Source organism: Pseudomonas sp. HMSC067G02 (assembly GCF_001813485.1).
GTDB lineage: Bacteria > Pseudomonadota > Gammaproteobacteria > Pseudomonadales > Pseudomonadaceae > Pseudomonas > Pseudomonas aeruginosa.
Map to the genome: position 1 here is coordinate 91634 of NZ_KV812628.1, position 16458 is coordinate 108091.

Annotated in this window: 16 protein-coding genes, 1 pseudogene and 1 riboswitch; of the genes and pseudogenes, 11 read left to right on the forward strand and 6 right to left on the reverse strand. The window is 69.1% G+C overall.

Features of this window, described 5'->3' with window-relative positions:
• Positions 1 to 57: 57 nt before the first annotated feature.
• Positions 58 to 263: riboswitch (cobalamin riboswitch) on the forward strand.
• 98 nt (positions 264 to 361) lie between these two features.
• From HMPREF2914_RS03555 to HMPREF2914_RS03570, 4 genes are read left to right on the forward strand one after another with little or no spacing between them, the layout of a single operon-like run.
• Positions 362 to 2518, forward strand: coding sequence for a TonB-dependent receptor (locus HMPREF2914_RS03555; protein WP_004363311.1), 2157 nt, complete (start codon positions 362 to 364; stop codon positions 2516 to 2518).
• Between the two features lie 52 nt (positions 2519 to 2570).
• A complete protein-coding gene (locus tag HMPREF2914_RS03560) occupies positions 2571 to 3344 on the forward strand; it encodes an ABC transporter ATP-binding protein (RefSeq protein WP_003091019.1) in 774 nt (257 codons plus the stop codon).
• A complete protein-coding gene (locus tag HMPREF2914_RS03565; protein WP_003101423.1) occupies positions 3341 to 4312 on the forward strand; it encodes an ABC transporter substrate-binding protein in 972 nt (323 codons plus the stop codon). Before HMPREF2914_RS03560 ends, HMPREF2914_RS03565 begins: the two co-directional genes overlap by 4 nt.
• A complete protein-coding gene (locus HMPREF2914_RS03570) occupies positions 4309 to 5340 on the forward strand; it encodes a FecCD family ABC transporter permease (RefSeq protein WP_023091600.1) in 1032 nt (343 codons plus the stop codon). The genes HMPREF2914_RS03565 and HMPREF2914_RS03570 overlap by 4 nt, the downstream gene beginning before the upstream one ends.
• On the opposite strand, the gene HMPREF2914_RS03575 is transcribed toward HMPREF2914_RS03570, so the two are convergent.
• The 3 genes from HMPREF2914_RS03575 to HMPREF2914_RS03585 all read right to left on the reverse strand — a co-directional run bounded on the left by HMPREF2914_RS03575 (position 5341) and on the right by HMPREF2914_RS03585 (position 7807).
• Positions 5341 to 6207, reverse strand: coding sequence for an MBL fold metallo-hydrolase (locus HMPREF2914_RS03575; RefSeq protein ID WP_003091024.1), 867 nt, complete (start codon positions 6205 to 6207; stop codon positions 5341 to 5343).
• A gap of 119 nt (positions 6208 to 6326) precedes the next feature.
• The gene (locus HMPREF2914_RS03580; protein ID WP_003114018.1) at positions 6327 to 6920 is read right to left on the reverse strand and encodes a LysE family translocator; all 594 of its coding nucleotides are present in this window, start codon (positions 6918 to 6920) and stop codon (positions 6327 to 6329) included.
• A gap of 50 nt (positions 6921 to 6970) precedes the next feature.
• Positions 6971 to 7807 carry an AraC family transcriptional regulator gene (locus HMPREF2914_RS03585; protein WP_004363294.1) on the reverse strand — a complete coding sequence of 279 codons (837 nt, stop codon included), beginning with the start codon at positions 7805 to 7807 and terminating at the stop codon, positions 6971 to 6973.
• 211 nt (positions 7808 to 8018) lie between these two features.
• On the opposite strand from HMPREF2914_RS03585, the gene HMPREF2914_RS03590 reads away from it, so the two are divergent.
• Together HMPREF2914_RS03590 and HMPREF2914_RS03595 are read left to right on the forward strand one after the other, a co-directional pair.
• Positions 8019 to 8792: an SDR family oxidoreductase gene (locus HMPREF2914_RS03590; RefSeq protein WP_003130754.1), complete on the forward strand. Its 774-nt coding sequence runs from the start codon at positions 8019 to 8021 to the stop codon at positions 8790 to 8792.
• A gap of 53 nt (positions 8793 to 8845) precedes the next feature.
• Entirely contained in the window at positions 8846 to 9103 is a 258-nt protein-coding gene (locus HMPREF2914_RS03595) for a hypothetical protein (RefSeq protein WP_023091599.1), read from the forward strand.
• Positions 9104 to 9114: 11 nt separating this feature from the next.
• Here the strand turns inward: HMPREF2914_RS03595 and HMPREF2914_RS03600 are convergent, their stop codons facing one another.
• Both HMPREF2914_RS03600 and HMPREF2914_RS03605 read right to left on the reverse strand, forming a co-directional pair.
• Positions 9115 to 10752: a methyl-accepting chemotaxis protein gene (locus HMPREF2914_RS03600; protein WP_003130752.1), complete on the reverse strand. Its 1638-nt coding sequence runs from the start codon at positions 10750 to 10752 to the stop codon at positions 9115 to 9117.
• A gap of 84 nt (positions 10753 to 10836) precedes the next feature.
• On the reverse strand, positions 10837 to 11826 hold the full coding sequence (locus tag HMPREF2914_RS03605; protein WP_003130750.1) for a LysR family transcriptional regulator: 990 nt from the start codon (positions 11824 to 11826) through the stop codon (positions 10837 to 10839).
• A 100-nt stretch (positions 11827 to 11926) separates the two neighbouring features.
• On the opposite strand from HMPREF2914_RS03605, the gene HMPREF2914_RS03610 reads away from it, so the two are divergent.
• Genes HMPREF2914_RS03610 through HMPREF2914_RS03630 form a run of 5 tightly spaced genes read left to right on the forward strand, consistent with a single transcriptional unit; the run spans position 11927 to position 16184 of the window.
• On the forward strand, positions 11927 to 13096 hold the full coding sequence (locus HMPREF2914_RS03610; protein WP_003114014.1) for a M20 aminoacylase family protein: 1170 nt from the start codon (positions 11927 to 11929) through the stop codon (positions 13094 to 13096).
• 59 nt (positions 13097 to 13155) lie between these two features.
• Complete coding sequence (locus tag HMPREF2914_RS03615) at positions 13156 to 13941, forward strand: ABC transporter substrate-binding protein (RefSeq protein WP_003124439.1); 786 nt, start codon at positions 13156 to 13158, stop codon at positions 13939 to 13941.
• 55 nt (positions 13942 to 13996) lie between these two features.
• A complete protein-coding gene (locus HMPREF2914_RS03620; RefSeq protein WP_003110298.1) occupies positions 13997 to 14686 on the forward strand; it encodes an ABC transporter permease in 690 nt (229 codons plus the stop codon).
• Positions 14683 to 15396 carry an ABC transporter permease gene (locus HMPREF2914_RS03625; protein WP_003091035.1) on the forward strand — a complete coding sequence of 238 codons (714 nt, stop codon included), beginning with the start codon at positions 14683 to 14685 and terminating at the stop codon, positions 15394 to 15396. The genes HMPREF2914_RS03620 and HMPREF2914_RS03625 overlap by 4 nt, the downstream gene beginning before the upstream one ends.
• Positions 15397 to 15416: 20 nt before the next feature.
• Positions 15417 to 16184, forward strand: coding sequence for an ABC transporter ATP-binding protein (locus HMPREF2914_RS03630; RefSeq protein ID WP_003091036.1), 768 nt, complete (start codon positions 15417 to 15419; stop codon positions 16182 to 16184).
• Positions 16185 to 16193: 9 nt separating this feature from the next.
• Here HMPREF2914_RS03630 and HMPREF2914_RS03635 read toward each other — a convergent pair.
• Positions 16194 to 16406: pseudogene (locus tag HMPREF2914_RS03635) on the reverse strand (GNAT family N-acetyltransferase); the annotation flags it as partial.
• Between the last annotated feature and the right edge of the window lie 52 nt (positions 16407 to 16458).

A 16458-nucleotide genomic window follows, 5' to 3' on the forward strand; every position in this document is an offset into this window, starting at 1 on the left:
ATAACATTTTATTCAATCCAGATCGTTCAAGGCTTGACTGGAAACGGTGCGGATGTTCCCATCCGGCCCGTTCCAGGTGCCTCCTGCCGCCGCGCAGGAGGTGAAACGGGAAGCCGGTGCGTCACTTCAGTGATCAGTCCGGCGCTGCCCCCGCAACGGTAAGCGAGCGAAATCCTCTTCAGGCCACTGTGCTCCAGCATGGGAAGGCGAGGATTTCACGACCCTCGCAAGCCCGGAGACCGGCCTGCAACGCCCTGTTGGCACACCCGCGGTGGGCGGGAGCGAGCCGGTTGTTCGAGGCGCTGTCGCGCCTGCGATTTCCTGCGCGTTCCGTCCTGCCCGGTCATGAGATGGAACGCCCATGCCCCGCTTCAGCCGTTTGCGCACCGAGCCTTTCGCCCTCGGCCTATCCACCAGCCTGCTGCTGGTACCGCCCGCCCTCGCCGAAACCGAGGAAGCCGCCCTCGCCCTGCCCAGCCAGTTGGTCAGCGTTCGCCAGGACCCCGCCGAACTCGACCACATCGATCTCGCCACGCCGGTCAGTGCCGGTTCGCGCCTGGGCCTCAGCGCCCTGGACACCCCGGCGAGCACCAGCAGCATCAGCGGCGAGGAAGTTCGCCGGCGCAACAACCCCAGCGTCCAGGCCGCCGTCACCCGCAGCCCCGGCATCAGCTTCATCGGCACCCCAGGAGATGGCGGTACCGGCCTCTCGGCGCGCGGCTTCAGCGGCCACGCATCGGTGATGCAACTGTTCGACGGCACGCGCCTGTACACCGGCATGGGCACGGTGAACTTCCCCAGCGATCCGTGGATGGTCGAGCGCATCGACGTGATCCGCGGCCCGGCCTCGGTGCTGTACGGCGAAGGCGCCACCGGCGCGGTGATCAACGTGGTGCCGAAGAAGCCTTTCGCCGGCGAGATCCGCAACCACCTGCGCCTCGGCTACGGCTCCTACGACAACCGCCAGTTGGCCCTGGACAGCGGCGGCTCGCTGACCGACAGCCTCAGCTACCGGCTCAACCTGAACCAGCAGCAGAGCCACGGCTGGATCGACCGTGGCGACTCGCGCAACCTGGGCATCAGCGCGGCGCTGCGCTGGCAGGCCAGCGACGATCTGGCCTTCACTCTCGCCCACGACTATGGCGACCAGGAGCCGATGAACGACTTCGGCACCCCGCTGGTCGGCGGCAAGTACCACAAGCGCCTGCGCGAGAAGAACTACAACGTGCGCAACGACGTGCAGCGCTACAACGACCAGTGGACCCGCCTGACCAGCGACTGGAGCCTTTCCGACAGCGTCACCGCGAGCAACCAGCTGTACTACATCAAGGCCCGCCGTCACTGGCGCAACGCCGAAACCTACGAATGGGACGTCCCGCGCGAAGAGCTGTTGCGCAGGGACTACCTGCGCATCAGCCACGAGCAGGAGCAGATCGGCGACCGCCAGACCTTCGCCTTCCAGCACGCCCTGTTCGGCCTCGACAGCCGCACCCTGGTCGGCGCCGAGTACAACCGCATCCGCTTCCGCCTGACCAACAACTCGCCCTATACCGATGTCGGCGGCGACTACATCGACCCCTGGCACCCCGCGCCTGGCTACTTCGAAAGCCGCTCGCCCTACCGGCCGCACTCGCGCAGCCAGACCCGCACCTTCGCCCTGTTCGCCGAGAACCGCCTGCAGCTCAACGAGCGCCTGTCGCTGGTGACCGGGGTGCGCCGCGACCAGAACCATATCGACCGCGACGACCTGCGCGCCGGCACCCGCAGCGACCGCAGCCTGCAGGGCGGCAACTGGCGCGCCGGGCTGGTCTTCGCGCTGACCCCGGAACTGTCGCTGTACGGCCAGTACTCCACCAGCGAGGACGGCGTGAGCAACCTGATCACCCTCAACGCGGCCCAGCAGCAAATGGACCTGACCCACTCGAAGCAGACCGAGGTCGGCCTCAAGCAACTGTTCCCGGACGGTCGCGGCGAATGGACCCTGGCCGCCTACCATATCGTCAAGAAGAAGCTGCTCAGCGCCAACCCGCTGCCGCCGCACGACGCGCAGCAGGTCGGCCAGCAGAGTTCGGACGGCCTGGAGGCCAGCCTGGAACTGAACCTGGCCCAGGACTGGCGGCTGTCAGCGAACGCCGCGCTGGTGCGTGCCGAATACGACGACTTCGACGAAACGATCGACAAGCAGACCTACTCGCGCAACGGCAACCGCCCCAGGAACGTGCCACGGCGCACCGCCAACCTCTGGCTGGACAAGTCCTTCGCCGAGACCCTGCGCGTCGGCGCCGGGCTGCGCTACGTCGACCGGCGCTACGCCGACGCCGCCAACCAGGCCAGCCTGCCCGGCTACACGGTGGTCGACGCCAACCTGGGCTGGCGGGTACGGCCGGACCTGACCCTCGGCCTTGAGCTGTACAACCTGTTCGACCGCCAGTACGCCCTGGCTGACAACAACAACGGCCAGCAATGGATCATGGGCCAGCCGCGCTCGTTCAACGTCACCGCCGACTTCAGTTTCTGAAGTCGGCACCGCGGCAATCGTCTCTGCTGAACCACCGGACCTGCGAGTAGCCATGTCGTCCCTTCACCTCGATGCCCTGCACTGGTCGCCCGACGCCTCCACCGAGTTGCTGCGCGGCGTGCACCTGGAAGTCCCGGCCGGCAGCTTCGTCGGCCTGATCGGCCCCAACGGCAGCGGCAAGACCAGCCTGCTGCGCTGCGCCTTCCGCTATGCGCGACCGCAGCGCGGCCGGGTGGTGCTCGACGGCGACGACCTCTGGCGCCAGCCGCCGCGCTGGGCCGCCCGGCGCATCGCGGTGGTGTTGCAGGAATTCCCCGAGGACTTCGGCCTCGCCGTCGAGGACGTGGTCGCCATGGGCCGCACGCCGCACAAGGGCCTGTTCGACGGCCACGGCGCGGACGACCGCCAGCGGGTCCGCCAGGCGCTGCTCCAGGTCGGTCTCGAAGGGCGTGCCGCGAGCCCCTTCGCCAGCCTCTCCGGTGGCGAGAAGCAGCGCGCCCTGCTGGCTCGCGCGCTGGTCCAGGAACCGCGCCTGCTGATCCTCGACGAACCGACCAACCACCTCGACCCGCGCTACCAGCTGGAGCTTCTGCGCCTGCTGCGCGGCCTCGGCCTGAGCACCCTGGCGAGCTTCCACGACCTCAACCTGGCGGCGGCCTTCTGCGACCGCCTCTACGTGCTCGACGGCGGGCGCATCGTCGCCCAGGGCACGCCGACCGAGGTGCTCGACGCCGACCTGCTGTGGCGGGTGTTCGGCGTCCGCGCCCTGGTCGACCGCCACCCCCTCGCCGACCACCCGCGCCTGACCTGGATTACCCAAGCATGAAGCACCCGATCCTGCACCACCTGCTGCTCGGCGCCCTGCTCGCCTGCGCCGATGCCGCGCTGGCCGAGCGCTACCCGCTCAGCGTGCGCAGTTGCGAGCGCGAAGTGACGTTCGAGCGCGCGCCGTCGCGCGCGGTCAGCCACGACATCAACCTCACCGAGATGATGGTCGCCCTCGGTCTGCAGACGCGCATGGTCGGCTATACCGGCATCAGCGGCTGGTGGAAGAATGCCGATCCCGGATTGATCGCCGCGCTCAAGCCGCTGCCCGAGCTGGTGGCGCGCTACCCCACGGCGGAAACCCTGCTCGATGTCGACGCCGACTTCTTCTTCGCCGGTTGGGGCTACGGCATGCGCGTCGGCGGCGACCTCACTCCGGCCAGCCTGGAGCCGCTGGGGGTGAAGGTCTACGAGCTGAGCGAATCCTGCGCGCAGATCGGCGAGCCGCGCCGCGCCAGCCTCGACGAGCTGTACCGCGACCTGCGCAACCTGGGACGGATCTTCGACGTCGAACCGCGCGCCGAGCGCCTGGTCGCCAGCCTCCAGGCACGCATCGAGCGCGCCCGCGCCGGCATCCCGGCGAACGCCGAGGCGCCGCGGGTGTTCCTCTACGACAGCGGCGAGGACCGCCCCTTCACCTCTGGCCGCCTGGGCATGCCGCAGGCGCTGATCGAGGCCGCCGGCGGTCGCAGCGTGACCGACGACGTGGCGGCCAGCTGGACCCAGGTCAACTGGGAAAGCGTGGTCGCCCGCGATCCGCAGGTCATCGTCATCGTCGACTACGGCGAGACCAGCGCCGCGCAGAAGCAGCGTTTCCTCGAAGAGAACCCGGCGCTGCGCAGCCTGACCGCGATCCGCGAGCGACGCTTCATCGTCCTGCCCTATAACCAGGCCACGCCAGGCATCGGCAACGCCGCGGCGATAGAAACCCTGGTCGCCGGCCTCCACCCTCGGGCGCCACGTCCATGACCCTGTTCCGCAGCCCTCGCGCCTATTGCCTGTTGCTGGGCAGCCTGGTCCTATTGCTCGGCCTGTCCTGCGTTCTCGCCCTCGGCTTCGGTCCGGCGCGACTGGACAGCGGCCTGGTCGGCCGCATCGTCCTCCAGCGCCTGTTCGGCGTGGCGGCGGAGCCCGGCGCCTGGAGCGCTGGCCAGGAGCACATCGTCTGGCTGATCCGCGCCCCGCGGGTACTGCTCGGCGCTTGCGTCGGCGCCGGCCTGGCGCTGGTGGGGGCGGCGCTGCAGGCGGTCACGCGCAATCCGCTGGCCGATCCGCACCTGCTCGGCGCCACCTCCGGCGCGACCCTCGGCGCGGTGCTGGTGGTGCTCTACATCGGCGAGGTGATCGGCCTGCTGACCCTGCCGCTGGCGGCCTTCCTCGGCGCCCTCGGCAGCATGCTACTGGTGCTCGGCGTGGCCAGCCGCGGCGGCCGCCTGGGCAGCGACCGGCTGTTGCTGGCGGGGGTCGCGGTGTCCTTCGTGCTCCTGGCGCTGGCCAACCTGCTGCTGTTCCTCGGCGACCACCGCGCCGCCTCCTCGGTGCTGTTCTGGATGCTCGGCGGCCTCGGCCTGGCGCGCTGGTCGTTGATCTGGCTGCCGGCGCTGTGCGTGGCCGGCGGCCTGCTGGTACTGCTCGGGCTGGGCCGTGCGCTGAACGCGCTGATGGCCGGCGAACAGACCGCCGTGACCCTCGGCCTGGACGCCCGTCGCGTACGCCTGTGGGTCTTCGTCTGCTGCTCGCTGCTGACCGGCGTGCTAGTCTCGGTGAGCGGCGCCATCGGCTTCGTCGGTCTCATGCTGCCGCACGCCGCGCGCCTGCTGGTGGGCGCCGAGCACCGCCGACTGCTGCCGGTGTGCGCCCTGCTCGGCGCGCTGTTCCTGGTCTGGATGGATGTCGCCGCGCGCACCCTGATCGCCCCCCAGGACCTGCCCATCGGCATCGCCACCGCGGCCATCGGTGGGCTGTTCTTCATTCTCCTGCTGCGTCGCCGCAACTGATCAGAACAGATCCAGCGGGATCTTCAGGTAACGCACCCCGTTGCCTTCCACCGGCGGCAGGTTGCCGCCGCGCATGTTGACCTGGATCGCCGGCAGCATCAGGGACGGCATGCCGAGGGTGGCATCGCGCTGCTGGCGCATGGCGACGAACGCCTCCTCGTCGACGCCTTCGCGGACGTGCACGTTGTGCCGGCGCTGCTCGCCGACGCTGGTTTCGCAGCGGTGCTCGTCGCGGCCGGGAGCCGTGTAGTCGTGGCACATGAACAGGCGGGTCGCGTCGGGTAGCGCGAACAGGCGCTGGATCGAGCGATACAGCTGGCGCGCGTCGCCGCCGGGGAAATCGCAGCGGGCGGTGCCGTAGTCGGGCATGAACAGGGTATCGCCGACGAAGGCGCTGTCGCCGACCAGGTAGGTCATGCACGCCGGGGTATGCCCCGGGGTATGCAGCGCGCGGCATTCCAGGGCGCCGATGCGGAACGACTCGCCGTCCTCGAACAGGTGCTCGAACTGGCGGCCGTCCACCGGGAACGCCTCGCCCAGGTTGAACAGGCCGGAGAATTTCGCCTGCACCTGGGTGATTCGCGCGCCGATGGCCAGGCGCCCGCCCAGTTCGCGCTGCAGGAAGATGGCCGCCGACAGGTGGTCGGCGTGCACGTGGGTCTCCAGCAGCCATTCCACCTGCAGGTCGTGCTGGCGAACGTGGCCGATCAGGCGTTCGGCGCTGGCATGGCTGGTACGCCCGGCGGCCGGGTCGTAGTCGAGCACCGGGTCGACGATGGCGCAGGCGCGGCTGGACGGGTCGCGCACCACATAGCTGTAGGTGGAGGTGGCCGGGTCGAAGAAGGCAGTGATGTCGGGTTTCAACATGGAGGTTCCTTGCGCGGCGTGCTGACGGCGACCGCGCCATGGCTACGGATCGTCCCACCATAGCCAACCCGGGCCCCGCGTACCAACCCACAGGTTTGTCAGGAAGCTACCGGACCGCCTCAAAGCAGCAGGGCGGCCCAGGCCGAGGCCAGCAGCAACAGCGCCATGCCCTGGTTGAAGCGCTTCATCAGCGACGGCGAGCGCAGCAGCCGCGCGCTGCCGACGCCGAGCAAGGCCCAGCTGGCCAGGCACGGCAGCGAAACCAGGAAGAACAGCAACGCCAGCAGGCCGATCCGCCCGGCCTGTCCGGCGCCTTCCCCGGCGAACAGCGCCAGCGCGGCGAGGGCCATCATCCAGGCCTTGGGATTGACCAGTTGCAACGCCGCGCCGCCGAGCACGCCGAGGCGCCGCGGCGGCTCCGCGCCGTCGATGCCGCCCGCGCTGCGGAACAGGCTCCAGGCCAGGTAGCTGAGCCAGCCGACGCCAAGCCAGGCGAGCCCCTGCTGGAGCAACGGGTGGCGCCGCAGCAGCTCGCCCAGGCCGAGCCCGAGCAGCAGGATCAGCGCCGCCACCGCCGCGCAGGCGCCGAGCACGATCGGCCAGGCGGCGGCCAGGCCGTGGCGCTGGCTGTTGCTCAGGACCAGGATGTTGGTCGGTCCGGGGGTGATCGAGGCGACGACGGCGAACAGCAGGAAGGGCACGAGGGATTGCATGGACGGGCTCCTGTGGCGGGGGAGCCTTCATCCTGGCGGCGCACCGGGCCTCAGTCTGGAAGCTGGGTGCACTGCCTGCGGTAGGCCGCCGGAGTCATCCCGTAGGCGCGCCGGAACCAGCGGCCGAGATGGCTCTGGTCGGCGAAGCCGAGGGCGCTGGCGAGGTCCGCCGGTTGCCCGCCGACAGCGAGCATCTGCCGCGCCTTGGCCAGCCGCAACTGGACCAGGTAGGCGTAGGGTGGCAAGCCGTAGGCGGCCTTGAATGCACGGTTCAGGCGGAAGCGGTCGGTGCCGCAGGCGCTGGCCAGCTCGTCCAGGCCGATGTCCTGGTAGAAGTGCGCATGCAGGTAGTCGCGGGCTTTCTGCGCCACCAGCGGCAGGCGTGGATCGAATGGCTTCGCCTCGCGCCAGCCGAGGTGCACGCGCAGCCGCTCCAGCACCAGCTCCAGGGCGGTCTGCCGCAGCAGTCGCAGCTCGCGGCCATGCAGGACGCGGAAGGCCTGGGCGATGGCCAGGGTCAGGCGCGGGTCTTCGGTGAGGTTGGCGTGGAAGCCGGGGTCGCGGTCGCTGGGCGCATCGTCGAAGGTCGCCCGCAGTTCGCGCCGCAGCCAGTCCGGCTGCAGGTACAGCATCGAGTAGGTGAAGCCGCCGGCGATCGGCGCGCGACCGTCGTGGATCTCCCCCGGTTCGACCAGGAATACCTGGCCGGCGGTGCTGTCGTGTCGGCGTCGGCGGCAGTTGAATTGCTGCACGCCGATCTCGGTGTAGCCGATCAGGTAGCTGTCGTGCCAGTGCGGATCGTAGGCGTGGCCCTCGAAATGGGCGCGCAGGGTCTCGATCCCGGTCTCGGAGTCGCGGGCCAGGTCGATCCAGTCTCGGCTGCCCATCGTGCGTCAGGTCTTCCCACTCGTTGGTTTTCGTCGCCGCGACTATAACGCGCCCGTCCCGGGGTTCTAGAAGATTCGTGCAGGCGGCTGCGCTCCTCCGGAGGCGGGAATTGATCGGCGTTTCTGGACAATCTATCCAGGCCGCCGCGATTACTCCGCAAGGCCGCCCTCCCTAGACTGGGTTCTCCACTCACCGCAGGAGAAACACCCCATGGTCGACCACTCCATCAAAGGCAAGACCGTCCTCATCACCGGCGGCGCCAAGAACCTGGGTGGGCTGATCGCCCGCGATCTCGCCGCCCACGGCGCGAAGGCCATCGCCATCCACTACAACAGCGCCGCGAGCAAGGCCGACGCCGACGCCACCGTCGCCGCGCTGCAGGCAGCCGGGGCCAAGGCGGTAGCGCTGCAGGGCGATCTCACCAGCGCCGCGGCCATGGAAAAGCTGTTCGCCGACGCCATCGCCGCGGTGGGCAAGCCGGACATCGCCATCAACACCGTCGGCAAGGTGTTGAAGAAGCCTTTCACCGAGATCAGCGAGGCCGAATACGACGAGATGAGCGCGGTCAATGCCAAGTCTGCGTTCTTCTTCCTGCGCGAAGCCGGCAAGCACGTCAACGACAACGGCAAGATCTGCACCCTGGTGACCTCCCTGCTTGGCGCCTATACCCCGTACTACGCCGCCTATGCCGGCACCAAGGCGCCGGTGGAGCACTTCACCCGCGCCGCCTCCAAGGAATTCGGCGCGCGCGGCATCTCGGTCACCGCGGTCGGCCCGGGTCCGATGGACACGCCCTTCTTCTATCCCGCCGAGGGCGCCGACGCGGTGGCCTACCACAAGACCGCAGCGGCGCTGTCGCCCTTCTCCAGGACCGGCCTGACCGACATCGAGGACGTGGTGCCGTTCATCCGCCACCTGGTCAGCGAAGGCTGGTGGATCACCGGCCAGACCATCCTCATCAACGGCGGCTACACCACCAAGTGACCCAGCGTCCCGGTCGCCGCCACGGCGACCGGCACCTGTCCGGGAAAGACCCCATGCACGTGACCCTGGTAATCGCCGGCGGGATCATCCTGCTCGGCCTGTTCCTGCTCTTCGGCGAACTCTGGGAGGCCGGGCCGGCGCCCGCTGCCGGCCTGTTCCTGCCGACCTGGCTGGCCGTCGCGCTGGTCAACCTGTGGGTCGGCGTCCAGCACGCCGGCTACGGCTTGCGCGAAGAACTGCCGATCCTGCTGCTGGTCTTCCTGGTCCCGGCGGCCCTGGCCGGCGTAGCGTTCTGGCTGGCGCCGCGCTAGGCGGCGGCGCTTCAGACGCGGAAACGCCCGACCAGCCGCGCCAGTTCCGAGGACAGCTCGGACAGCCGGCGGCTGGCCCCGGTACCCTGCTCCGAATGTTCCGCCGCCTGGGCGGAAAGCTCGCGCACCTCGCTGATGTTGCGGGCGATTTCGTCGATCACCCGGCTCTGCTCCTCGCAGGCCGAGGCGATCTGCGCGGCGAGGTCGTTGATCCGCCCCACCGCGTCGCCGGTGGCGGCCAGCACGCCGTCGACCCCGGCGGCGCGCTCGACGCTGTCGCGCGCCTTGAGACTGCCCGACTGCATGGCCCGCACGGCGTTCTGCACCCCGGCCTGGAGACGCTCGATGCGCGCCTGGATGTCCTTGGTCGACTCCTGGGTGCGCGCCGCCAGCGCCCGCACCTCGTCGGCCACCACGGCGAAACCTCGACCCTGCTCGCCGGCCCGCGCGGCTTCGATGGCGGCGTTGAGGGCGAGCAGGTTGGTCTGTTCGGCGATGCCCTTGATCACCGTCAGCACCGCGTCGATGCTGGCGGTTTCCTGGGCCAGTTGCTGGATGCTCTCGGAACTGCTCTCCACTTCCCGCGCCAACTGGCGGATCACCTCGATGGTCGCCTCCACCACGTTGGCGCCCTCGCGCGCCTGCCGGCGAGCGTCATCGGCCACCTGCGCGGCGCTCTGGGCGTTGCGCGCCACCTCATGGACGGCACTGCTCATCTGCGTCGCGGCGGTGCTGACCTGGTCCACCGACGCGTGCTCGCTGTTGATCAGACGATCGTTGGCGGCGGTCATGCCGGCCAGCGAACCGGCGGAATCGGCGACCTCGCCGGTGACCCGGCCGACCTCGCGGATCAGCGGCTGCAACTTGTCGAGGAAGGCGTTGAAGGCGCTGCCGAGGCGGCCGGGTTCGTCGCGCGAAGTGACCTCCAGGCGCACGCGCAGGTCACCATCGCCGTTGGCGATCTCTTCCAGGCGTTGCAGCAGGCGCTGCAACGGACGGGTCACCAGGCCGGGGAACACCAGTACCAGCGACAGGCACACCAGCAGGCCGAACGCCACCAGCGCCACCTGCTGCCAGCGGTGGCGCTCGCCCAGCGCGGAGGACGCCTCGCCGTCGGCGGCCGCGGCCGCCTCTTCCATCTCGTCGAGCTGGTTGATCACCTCGCGCATCGCCCCGAACTGGCGATCGCTGTCACCGTAGCTGAGCTGCGCCGCGGCGCTCGGATCGCTGGCCGCCAGGCTCAGCACCCGCGCCGAGGTCGCGCTCCAGAGGGCATAGCCGCGCTCGAACTCGGCGACCTTGGCCAGTTCCGCCTCGCCCGGCTGCATCGCCGCGTACTGGCGCACCCGATCCAGGGCCTGCTGCAGGTTTTCCGCGTGATCGTTCCTCAGGCCGGCGATCTGCTCGGCGTTCAGGAGGCTATCGAGCAGGCTGCGCTCGGCGACGAAGGCCTGGTAGAGATCGCGGTCGGCGTTGAGCAGCAGGGCGATGCCGGGGAGAAAACGCTTGCCCAGGCGCTGGTTGGATTCGTTCTGCTGGGCGATGCCATGCACGCCGAGCGCGCCCACCAGCAGCAGAAGCACCGCGAGCAGGAGGATCGGCAGGGCGATTTTCCTGCGGAACGATAGGTTAGCGAACCATTGCAGCATGCCGGCATCCTCGCTCGTGGCTTTCCAGGCTATCGGTCGCAGCACGACCGATCTTGAGCGACCGTACGTCCGTGCCAGTAGGAATCAGACTAGCAGGCGCAGGGTTTCGAACAGGCGCCGGTCATCCTTCTTCGCCGAGCGGGCGTGGCGGCGGATCACCTGCAGCAGGCACTCGACGAAGCATTGCGCCGGATTGCTGAGGGCGCCGCCGCGCCGGGTGATGATGCCCAGCCGCCGTGGCTCGAAGGTTTCCCGCAGCGCCAGCGGCACTACCCGGCCGAGCAACGGCGGGGCGGCGCCGATGATCGCCGGCACCCAGGTGCACATGTCGGCCTGCTCCACCAGGGTCTGCAGGATCGCCACGGAGTGCGCGCGAACGATGCGCCGCTCGTCGATCAAGGCGCCGTGGCGCCAGAACAGCTCGCGCATCAGGGTGTCGTGGCCGTCGCCGGTGTAGTTCAACGCCCAGTCCTGTTCCAGCAGTTCGTGGATCGAGCCGCAACCCGCCAGCGGATGCCCCTGGCGGACCAGCACCGCGGTGTCGTAGTCGAGCAGCTTCTCGCAGGCGAATTCCTGGGCCGCCTGGGCGCCGTGCAGCGGGCCGATGGCGAAATCCATGCTGCCGTCGCGAAGCAATGGCTGGGCCACCGCCATCAGGCTTTCGAAAAGCTCCAGGCGCACCTCCGGCATGCGCTCGCGGAACGCCTGCACCGCCTCCGAGAGGAAGGTCAGCGCCACCCAAGGCGTCACCCCGATGCACAGCCGGCCGCTGGCCTGGCCACGCAGGTGGTCGAGTTCGACCTGCGCGTGCTCCAGTTGCTTGAGCACCAGCCGGGCGTGGATCAGCAGCGCCTTGCCGTATTCGGTGAAGGTCAGGCCGCTGGGCGTGCGGACGAACAGCGGCAGATGCTGTTCGGTTTCCAGTTCGCGCAGCGCGCGGGTCACGGCCGCCTGGGAAATCCCCAGGGCGCGGGCGGCGGCGCGGATGCCGCCGGCGTCGGCACTGGCGACCAGGGCTTGCAACTGGTGGAGTTTCACGGGCTTACCGAGGTGACAACGAAAGGTTGTCATCATAGCCAAAGCGAGCCTCCCCGCCAGTCCCCCGCTTGCCTACCATCGGCTTCGACAACGCCCTGCCGCCCACCGGTCGGAGCCCTTGAGGAGAACAAGAAGAATGACCGAGCCTGCCGTCCTGCCCGCCATCGCGGCGCTGCGGGAAGAGATGGTTACCTTGCGCCGCCACATCCATGCCCACCCGGAGCTGGGTTTCGAGGAACGGCGAACCGCCGCGCTGGTCGCCGAATGCCTGGAGGCCTGGGGCTACCAGGTCAGCCGTGGGGTGGGTCGCACCGGCGTGGTCGGCACCCTGTGCCGCGGCGAGGGCCCCGCGCTGGGCCTGCGCGCCGACATGGACGCGCTGCCGATCCAGGAAGCCACCGGCCTGCCCTACGCCAGCCAGGTGGACGGCGTGATGCACGCCTGCGGCCACGACGGCCACACCGCGATGCTCCTCGCCGCGGCCAGGCACCTGGTCGAGTCGCCGCACTGGCGCGGCACCCTGCAACTGATCTTCCAGCCTGCCGAAGAGGGCCTCGGCGGTGCCCGCGCGATGCTCGACGACGGGCTGCTGGAGCGCTTCCCCTGCGACGCCATCTTCGCCATGCACAACGTCCCGGGATACCCCGTCGGCCATCTGGGCTTCCATCCCGGCCCCTTCATGGCCTCGGCCGACACCGTGGTCATCCGCGTGATCGGCAGCGGCGGCCACGGCGCGGTGCCGCAGCGCACCGTCGACCCGGTGGTGGTCTGCTCCGCCATCGTGCTGGCCTTGCAGAGCATCGTCTCGCGCAACGTCGATCCGCAGGACACCGCGATCGTCAGCGTCGGCGCAATCCATGCCGGGACGGTCTCCAACGTGATCCCGGCCAGCGCCGAAATGATCCTCAGCGTCCGGGCCCTGACCGCGGAAACCCGTGCCCTGCTGGAGCGCCGCATCGGCGAACTGGCCCGCGGCCAGGCCGCCAGCTTCGGCGCGCGGGCGGAGGTCGACTACCGGCATTGCCATCCGGTGCTGGTCAACCATCCCGGGCAGACCGCGTTCGCCCGCGAGGTGGCCCGCGACTGGCTGGGCGAGGAATGCCTGATCGACGGACTGCGGCCGTTCACCGCCAGCGAGGATTTCGCCTTCATCCTCGAACGCTGTCCCGGCAGCTACCTGGTGATCGGCAACGGCCAGGGCGAGAGCGGCTGCCAGTTGCACAACCCCGGCTACGACTTCAACGACGACTGCCTGGCCGTCGGCGCCAGCTACTGGGTGCGACTGGCCGAGCGCTTCCTGGCCTGAGCCAGGGTTTTCAACGGGCGCGCGGCCTGGCGCGCGCGGATCGACAGAGGACAACCACAATGACAAGAACCCTCGGCAGCATCGCCCTCTCCCTCCTCCTCGCCGCACCGGCCGGCGCCGCCGACTGGACCGGCAAGGTCCTGCGCCTGGGCGTCGACCCGACCTACCCGCCGCTCGAATACAAACAGCCGGACGGCCGCCTGGCAGGCTTCGGCATCGAGATCGGCGAAGCCCTCTGCGCGGAGCTGCGAGCCCGCTGCGAATGGGTCGAAAGCAACTGGGACGGCATCATCCCGGCGCTGCTGTCGCGCAAGATCGACGCCATCGTCTCGTCGATGACCATCACGCCGAAACGCGCACAGCACATCGCCTTCACCGACCGCGTCTCCAACGCGCCGAGCCGCCTGGTGGTACGCCGCGGCTCAGCGCTCCTGCCCGACGCCGAGAGCCTGCGCGGCAAGCGCGTGGGGGTCGGCCAGGGCTCCAACCAGGAGGCCTACGCCAAGGCCGAATGGGCCGCCAAGGGGGTGCGGGTCGTCTCCTACCAGAACCAGGACCAGGTCTACGCCGACCTCGTCATGGGCCGCCTCGACGCCTCGCTGCAAGGCGCAGTGCAGGCCAGCTACGGCTTCCTCGACAAGCCGGTCGGCAAGGATTTCGAACTGGCCGGAGCGGTGCTGGACGACCCTCGCTACTTCGGGGTCGGCGACGGCATCGGCCTGCGCAAGGAAGACGTGGCGCTGCGCGAGGACCTGAACAAGGCGCTGGCGACGATCCGCGCCAACGGGACCTACGCGCGAATCAACGCCCGCTACTTCGATTTCGACCTCTACGGCGCGCCCTGAACGGCGTCCGGCCGCTTTTCACCTCGACCGACAACAACAAGCAATGGAGAGTGAAATGTTCCTCGACGGCTTCGGCCCGCAGATACTCGCCGGCACCCTGGTGACCCTGAAGCTGGCGCTGGGCTCCCTGCTCGGCGCCGTGCTCATCGGCCTCCTCGGCGCCAGCGCCAAGCTCGCCGCCAACCGCCCGCTGCGCGCCCTGGCCAGCGGCTATACGACGCTGATCCGCAGCGTCCCCGACCTGGTCATCATGCTGTTGCTGTTCTTCAGCCTGCAGATCCTCCTCAACCGCGTCACCGACGCCCTCGGCATCGCCCAGGTCGACATCGACCCGTTCGCCGCCGGCTGCGTCACCCTGGCGTTCATCTATGGCGCCTACTTCACGGAAACCTTCCGCGGCGCCTTCCAGGCGGTCCCGGCCGGCCAGGTCGAAGCCGCGCAAGCCTACGGCATGGGGCGCTGGCGAGTGTTCCGCCGGGTACTCCTGCCGCAGATGCTGCGCTACGCCCTGCCGGGCATCGGCAACAACTGGCAGGTGCTGGTCAAGTCCACCGCGCTGGTCTCGATCATCGGCCTCGGCGACCTGGTCAAGGCCACCCAGGACGCCGGCAAGGGCACCCTGCAGTTCTTCCACTTCACCCTGGTCTGCGGGCTGATCTACCTGGCCATCACCGCAATCTCCAACGCCGCGCTGCTGTGGCTGGAGCGGCGCAGCTCGCTGGGCGTCAGGAGGCCGCTGCCATGAACGCGGTACTCGACGAATACTGGCAGGCCTACCTGTGGACCGACGGCCTGCAACTGACCGGACTGGCGATGACCCTGTGGCTGCTGATCCTCGCCGTGGCGCTTGGCTTCCTGCTGGCCATCCCGCTGGCGGTGGCGCGAACCTGCGGCAACCCGCTGCTGCGCTACCCGGTCTGGCTCTACACCTACGTGTTTCGCGGCACCCCGCTGTACATCCAGTTGCTGTTCTTCTACACCGGCGTCTACAGCCTGAATGCCATACGCGCCCAGGACTTCCTCAACGCGTTCTTCCGCGACGGCTTCAACTGCACGGTGCTGGCCTTCGTCCTCAACACCTGCGCCTACATGACGGAAATCTTCGCCGGCGCGATCAGGAACACGCCCCACGGCGAAGTGGAAGCGGCGCGCGCCTACGGCATGGGCGGCTTCACCCTCTACCGGCGCATCGTCCTGCCCTCGGCGCTGCGCCGGGCACTGCCGTACTTCAGCAACGAAGTGATCCTGATGCTGCATTCCACCTCGGTGGCGTTCACCGCCACCGTGCCGGACCTGCTCAAGGTGGCCCGCGACGTCAATTCCGCCACCTATGCGCCGTTCCTGTCCTTCGGCATCGCCGGCGCGCTCTACGCCGGCACCGCCTTCCTGCTGATCTGGTTGTTCCGCCGCGGCGAGCTGCGCTGGCTGGCCTACCTCAGACCGCAAACCCACTGACCTCTCCCGGAGACACGCGCATGTACAGCCTGCAGGTCGAAGACATCCACAAGCGCTACGGCAGCCATGAGGTGCTCAGGGGCGTTTCGCTCAGGGCCGGCAAGGGAGACGTGATCAGCATCATCGGCTCCTCCGGCTCGGGCAAGAGCACCTTCCTGCGCTGCGTCAACTTCCTGGAAAAACCCTGTGCCGGGCGCATCCGCGTCGGCGACGAGGAACTGCGCACCCGTCCCGGCGCCCTGGGCGAGCTGCGCGCCGCCGATCCCCGGCAGTTGCAGAGGATCCGCAGCCGGCTGGCGATGGTCTTCCAGCATTTCAACCTGTGGAGCCACCTGACGGTGCTGGAGAACGTGGTCGAGTGCCCGGTCAACGTCCTGAGAATGAACCGCGACGACGCCGTGGCCCGCGCGCGCCACTACCTGGCCAAGGTCGGCCTGGCGGAGAAGGTCGAACGGCAGTATCCCTGCGAACTCTCCGGCGGCCAGCAACAGCGCGTGGCGATCGCCCGCGCCCTGGCCATGGAGCCGCAGGTGATGCTGTTCGACGAACCGACCTCGGCGCTCGATCCGGAACTGGTCGGCGAAGTGCTGAAAGTCATGCAGCAGTTAGCCGAGGAAGGTCGCACCATGGTCCTGGTCACCCACGAGATGGCCTTCGCCCGCCAGGTTTCCAGCCATGTGATCTTCCTCCACCAGGGCGTGATCGAAGAGCAAGGGACGCCGGACCAGGTGTTCGGCGCGCCGCGCAGCGAGCGCCTGCGCCAGTTCCTCGCCGGCAACCTGAAATGAGCCCGGGGCTCAGCGCGACGGCGCGAGGAAACGCACGAAGACCAGCTCCGGATCACCTTCGTCGAGGTTGTCGATCACCCCGCTCGGCTGGAATCCCTCGCGCTCCAGCAGGCGCCGCATCGGCAGGTTGGAGCGGTTGCGGGAAGTGAACAGGCGGTCGCCGCGACAGTCGTCCCGCGCCTGCCGCAGCAAGGCGCTGGCGATGCCGCGCCGGCGGTAGTCGGGAGCGACCGCCGCATCCTAGACGTTTTCACAGGTCAGGGCACGTCGCCGC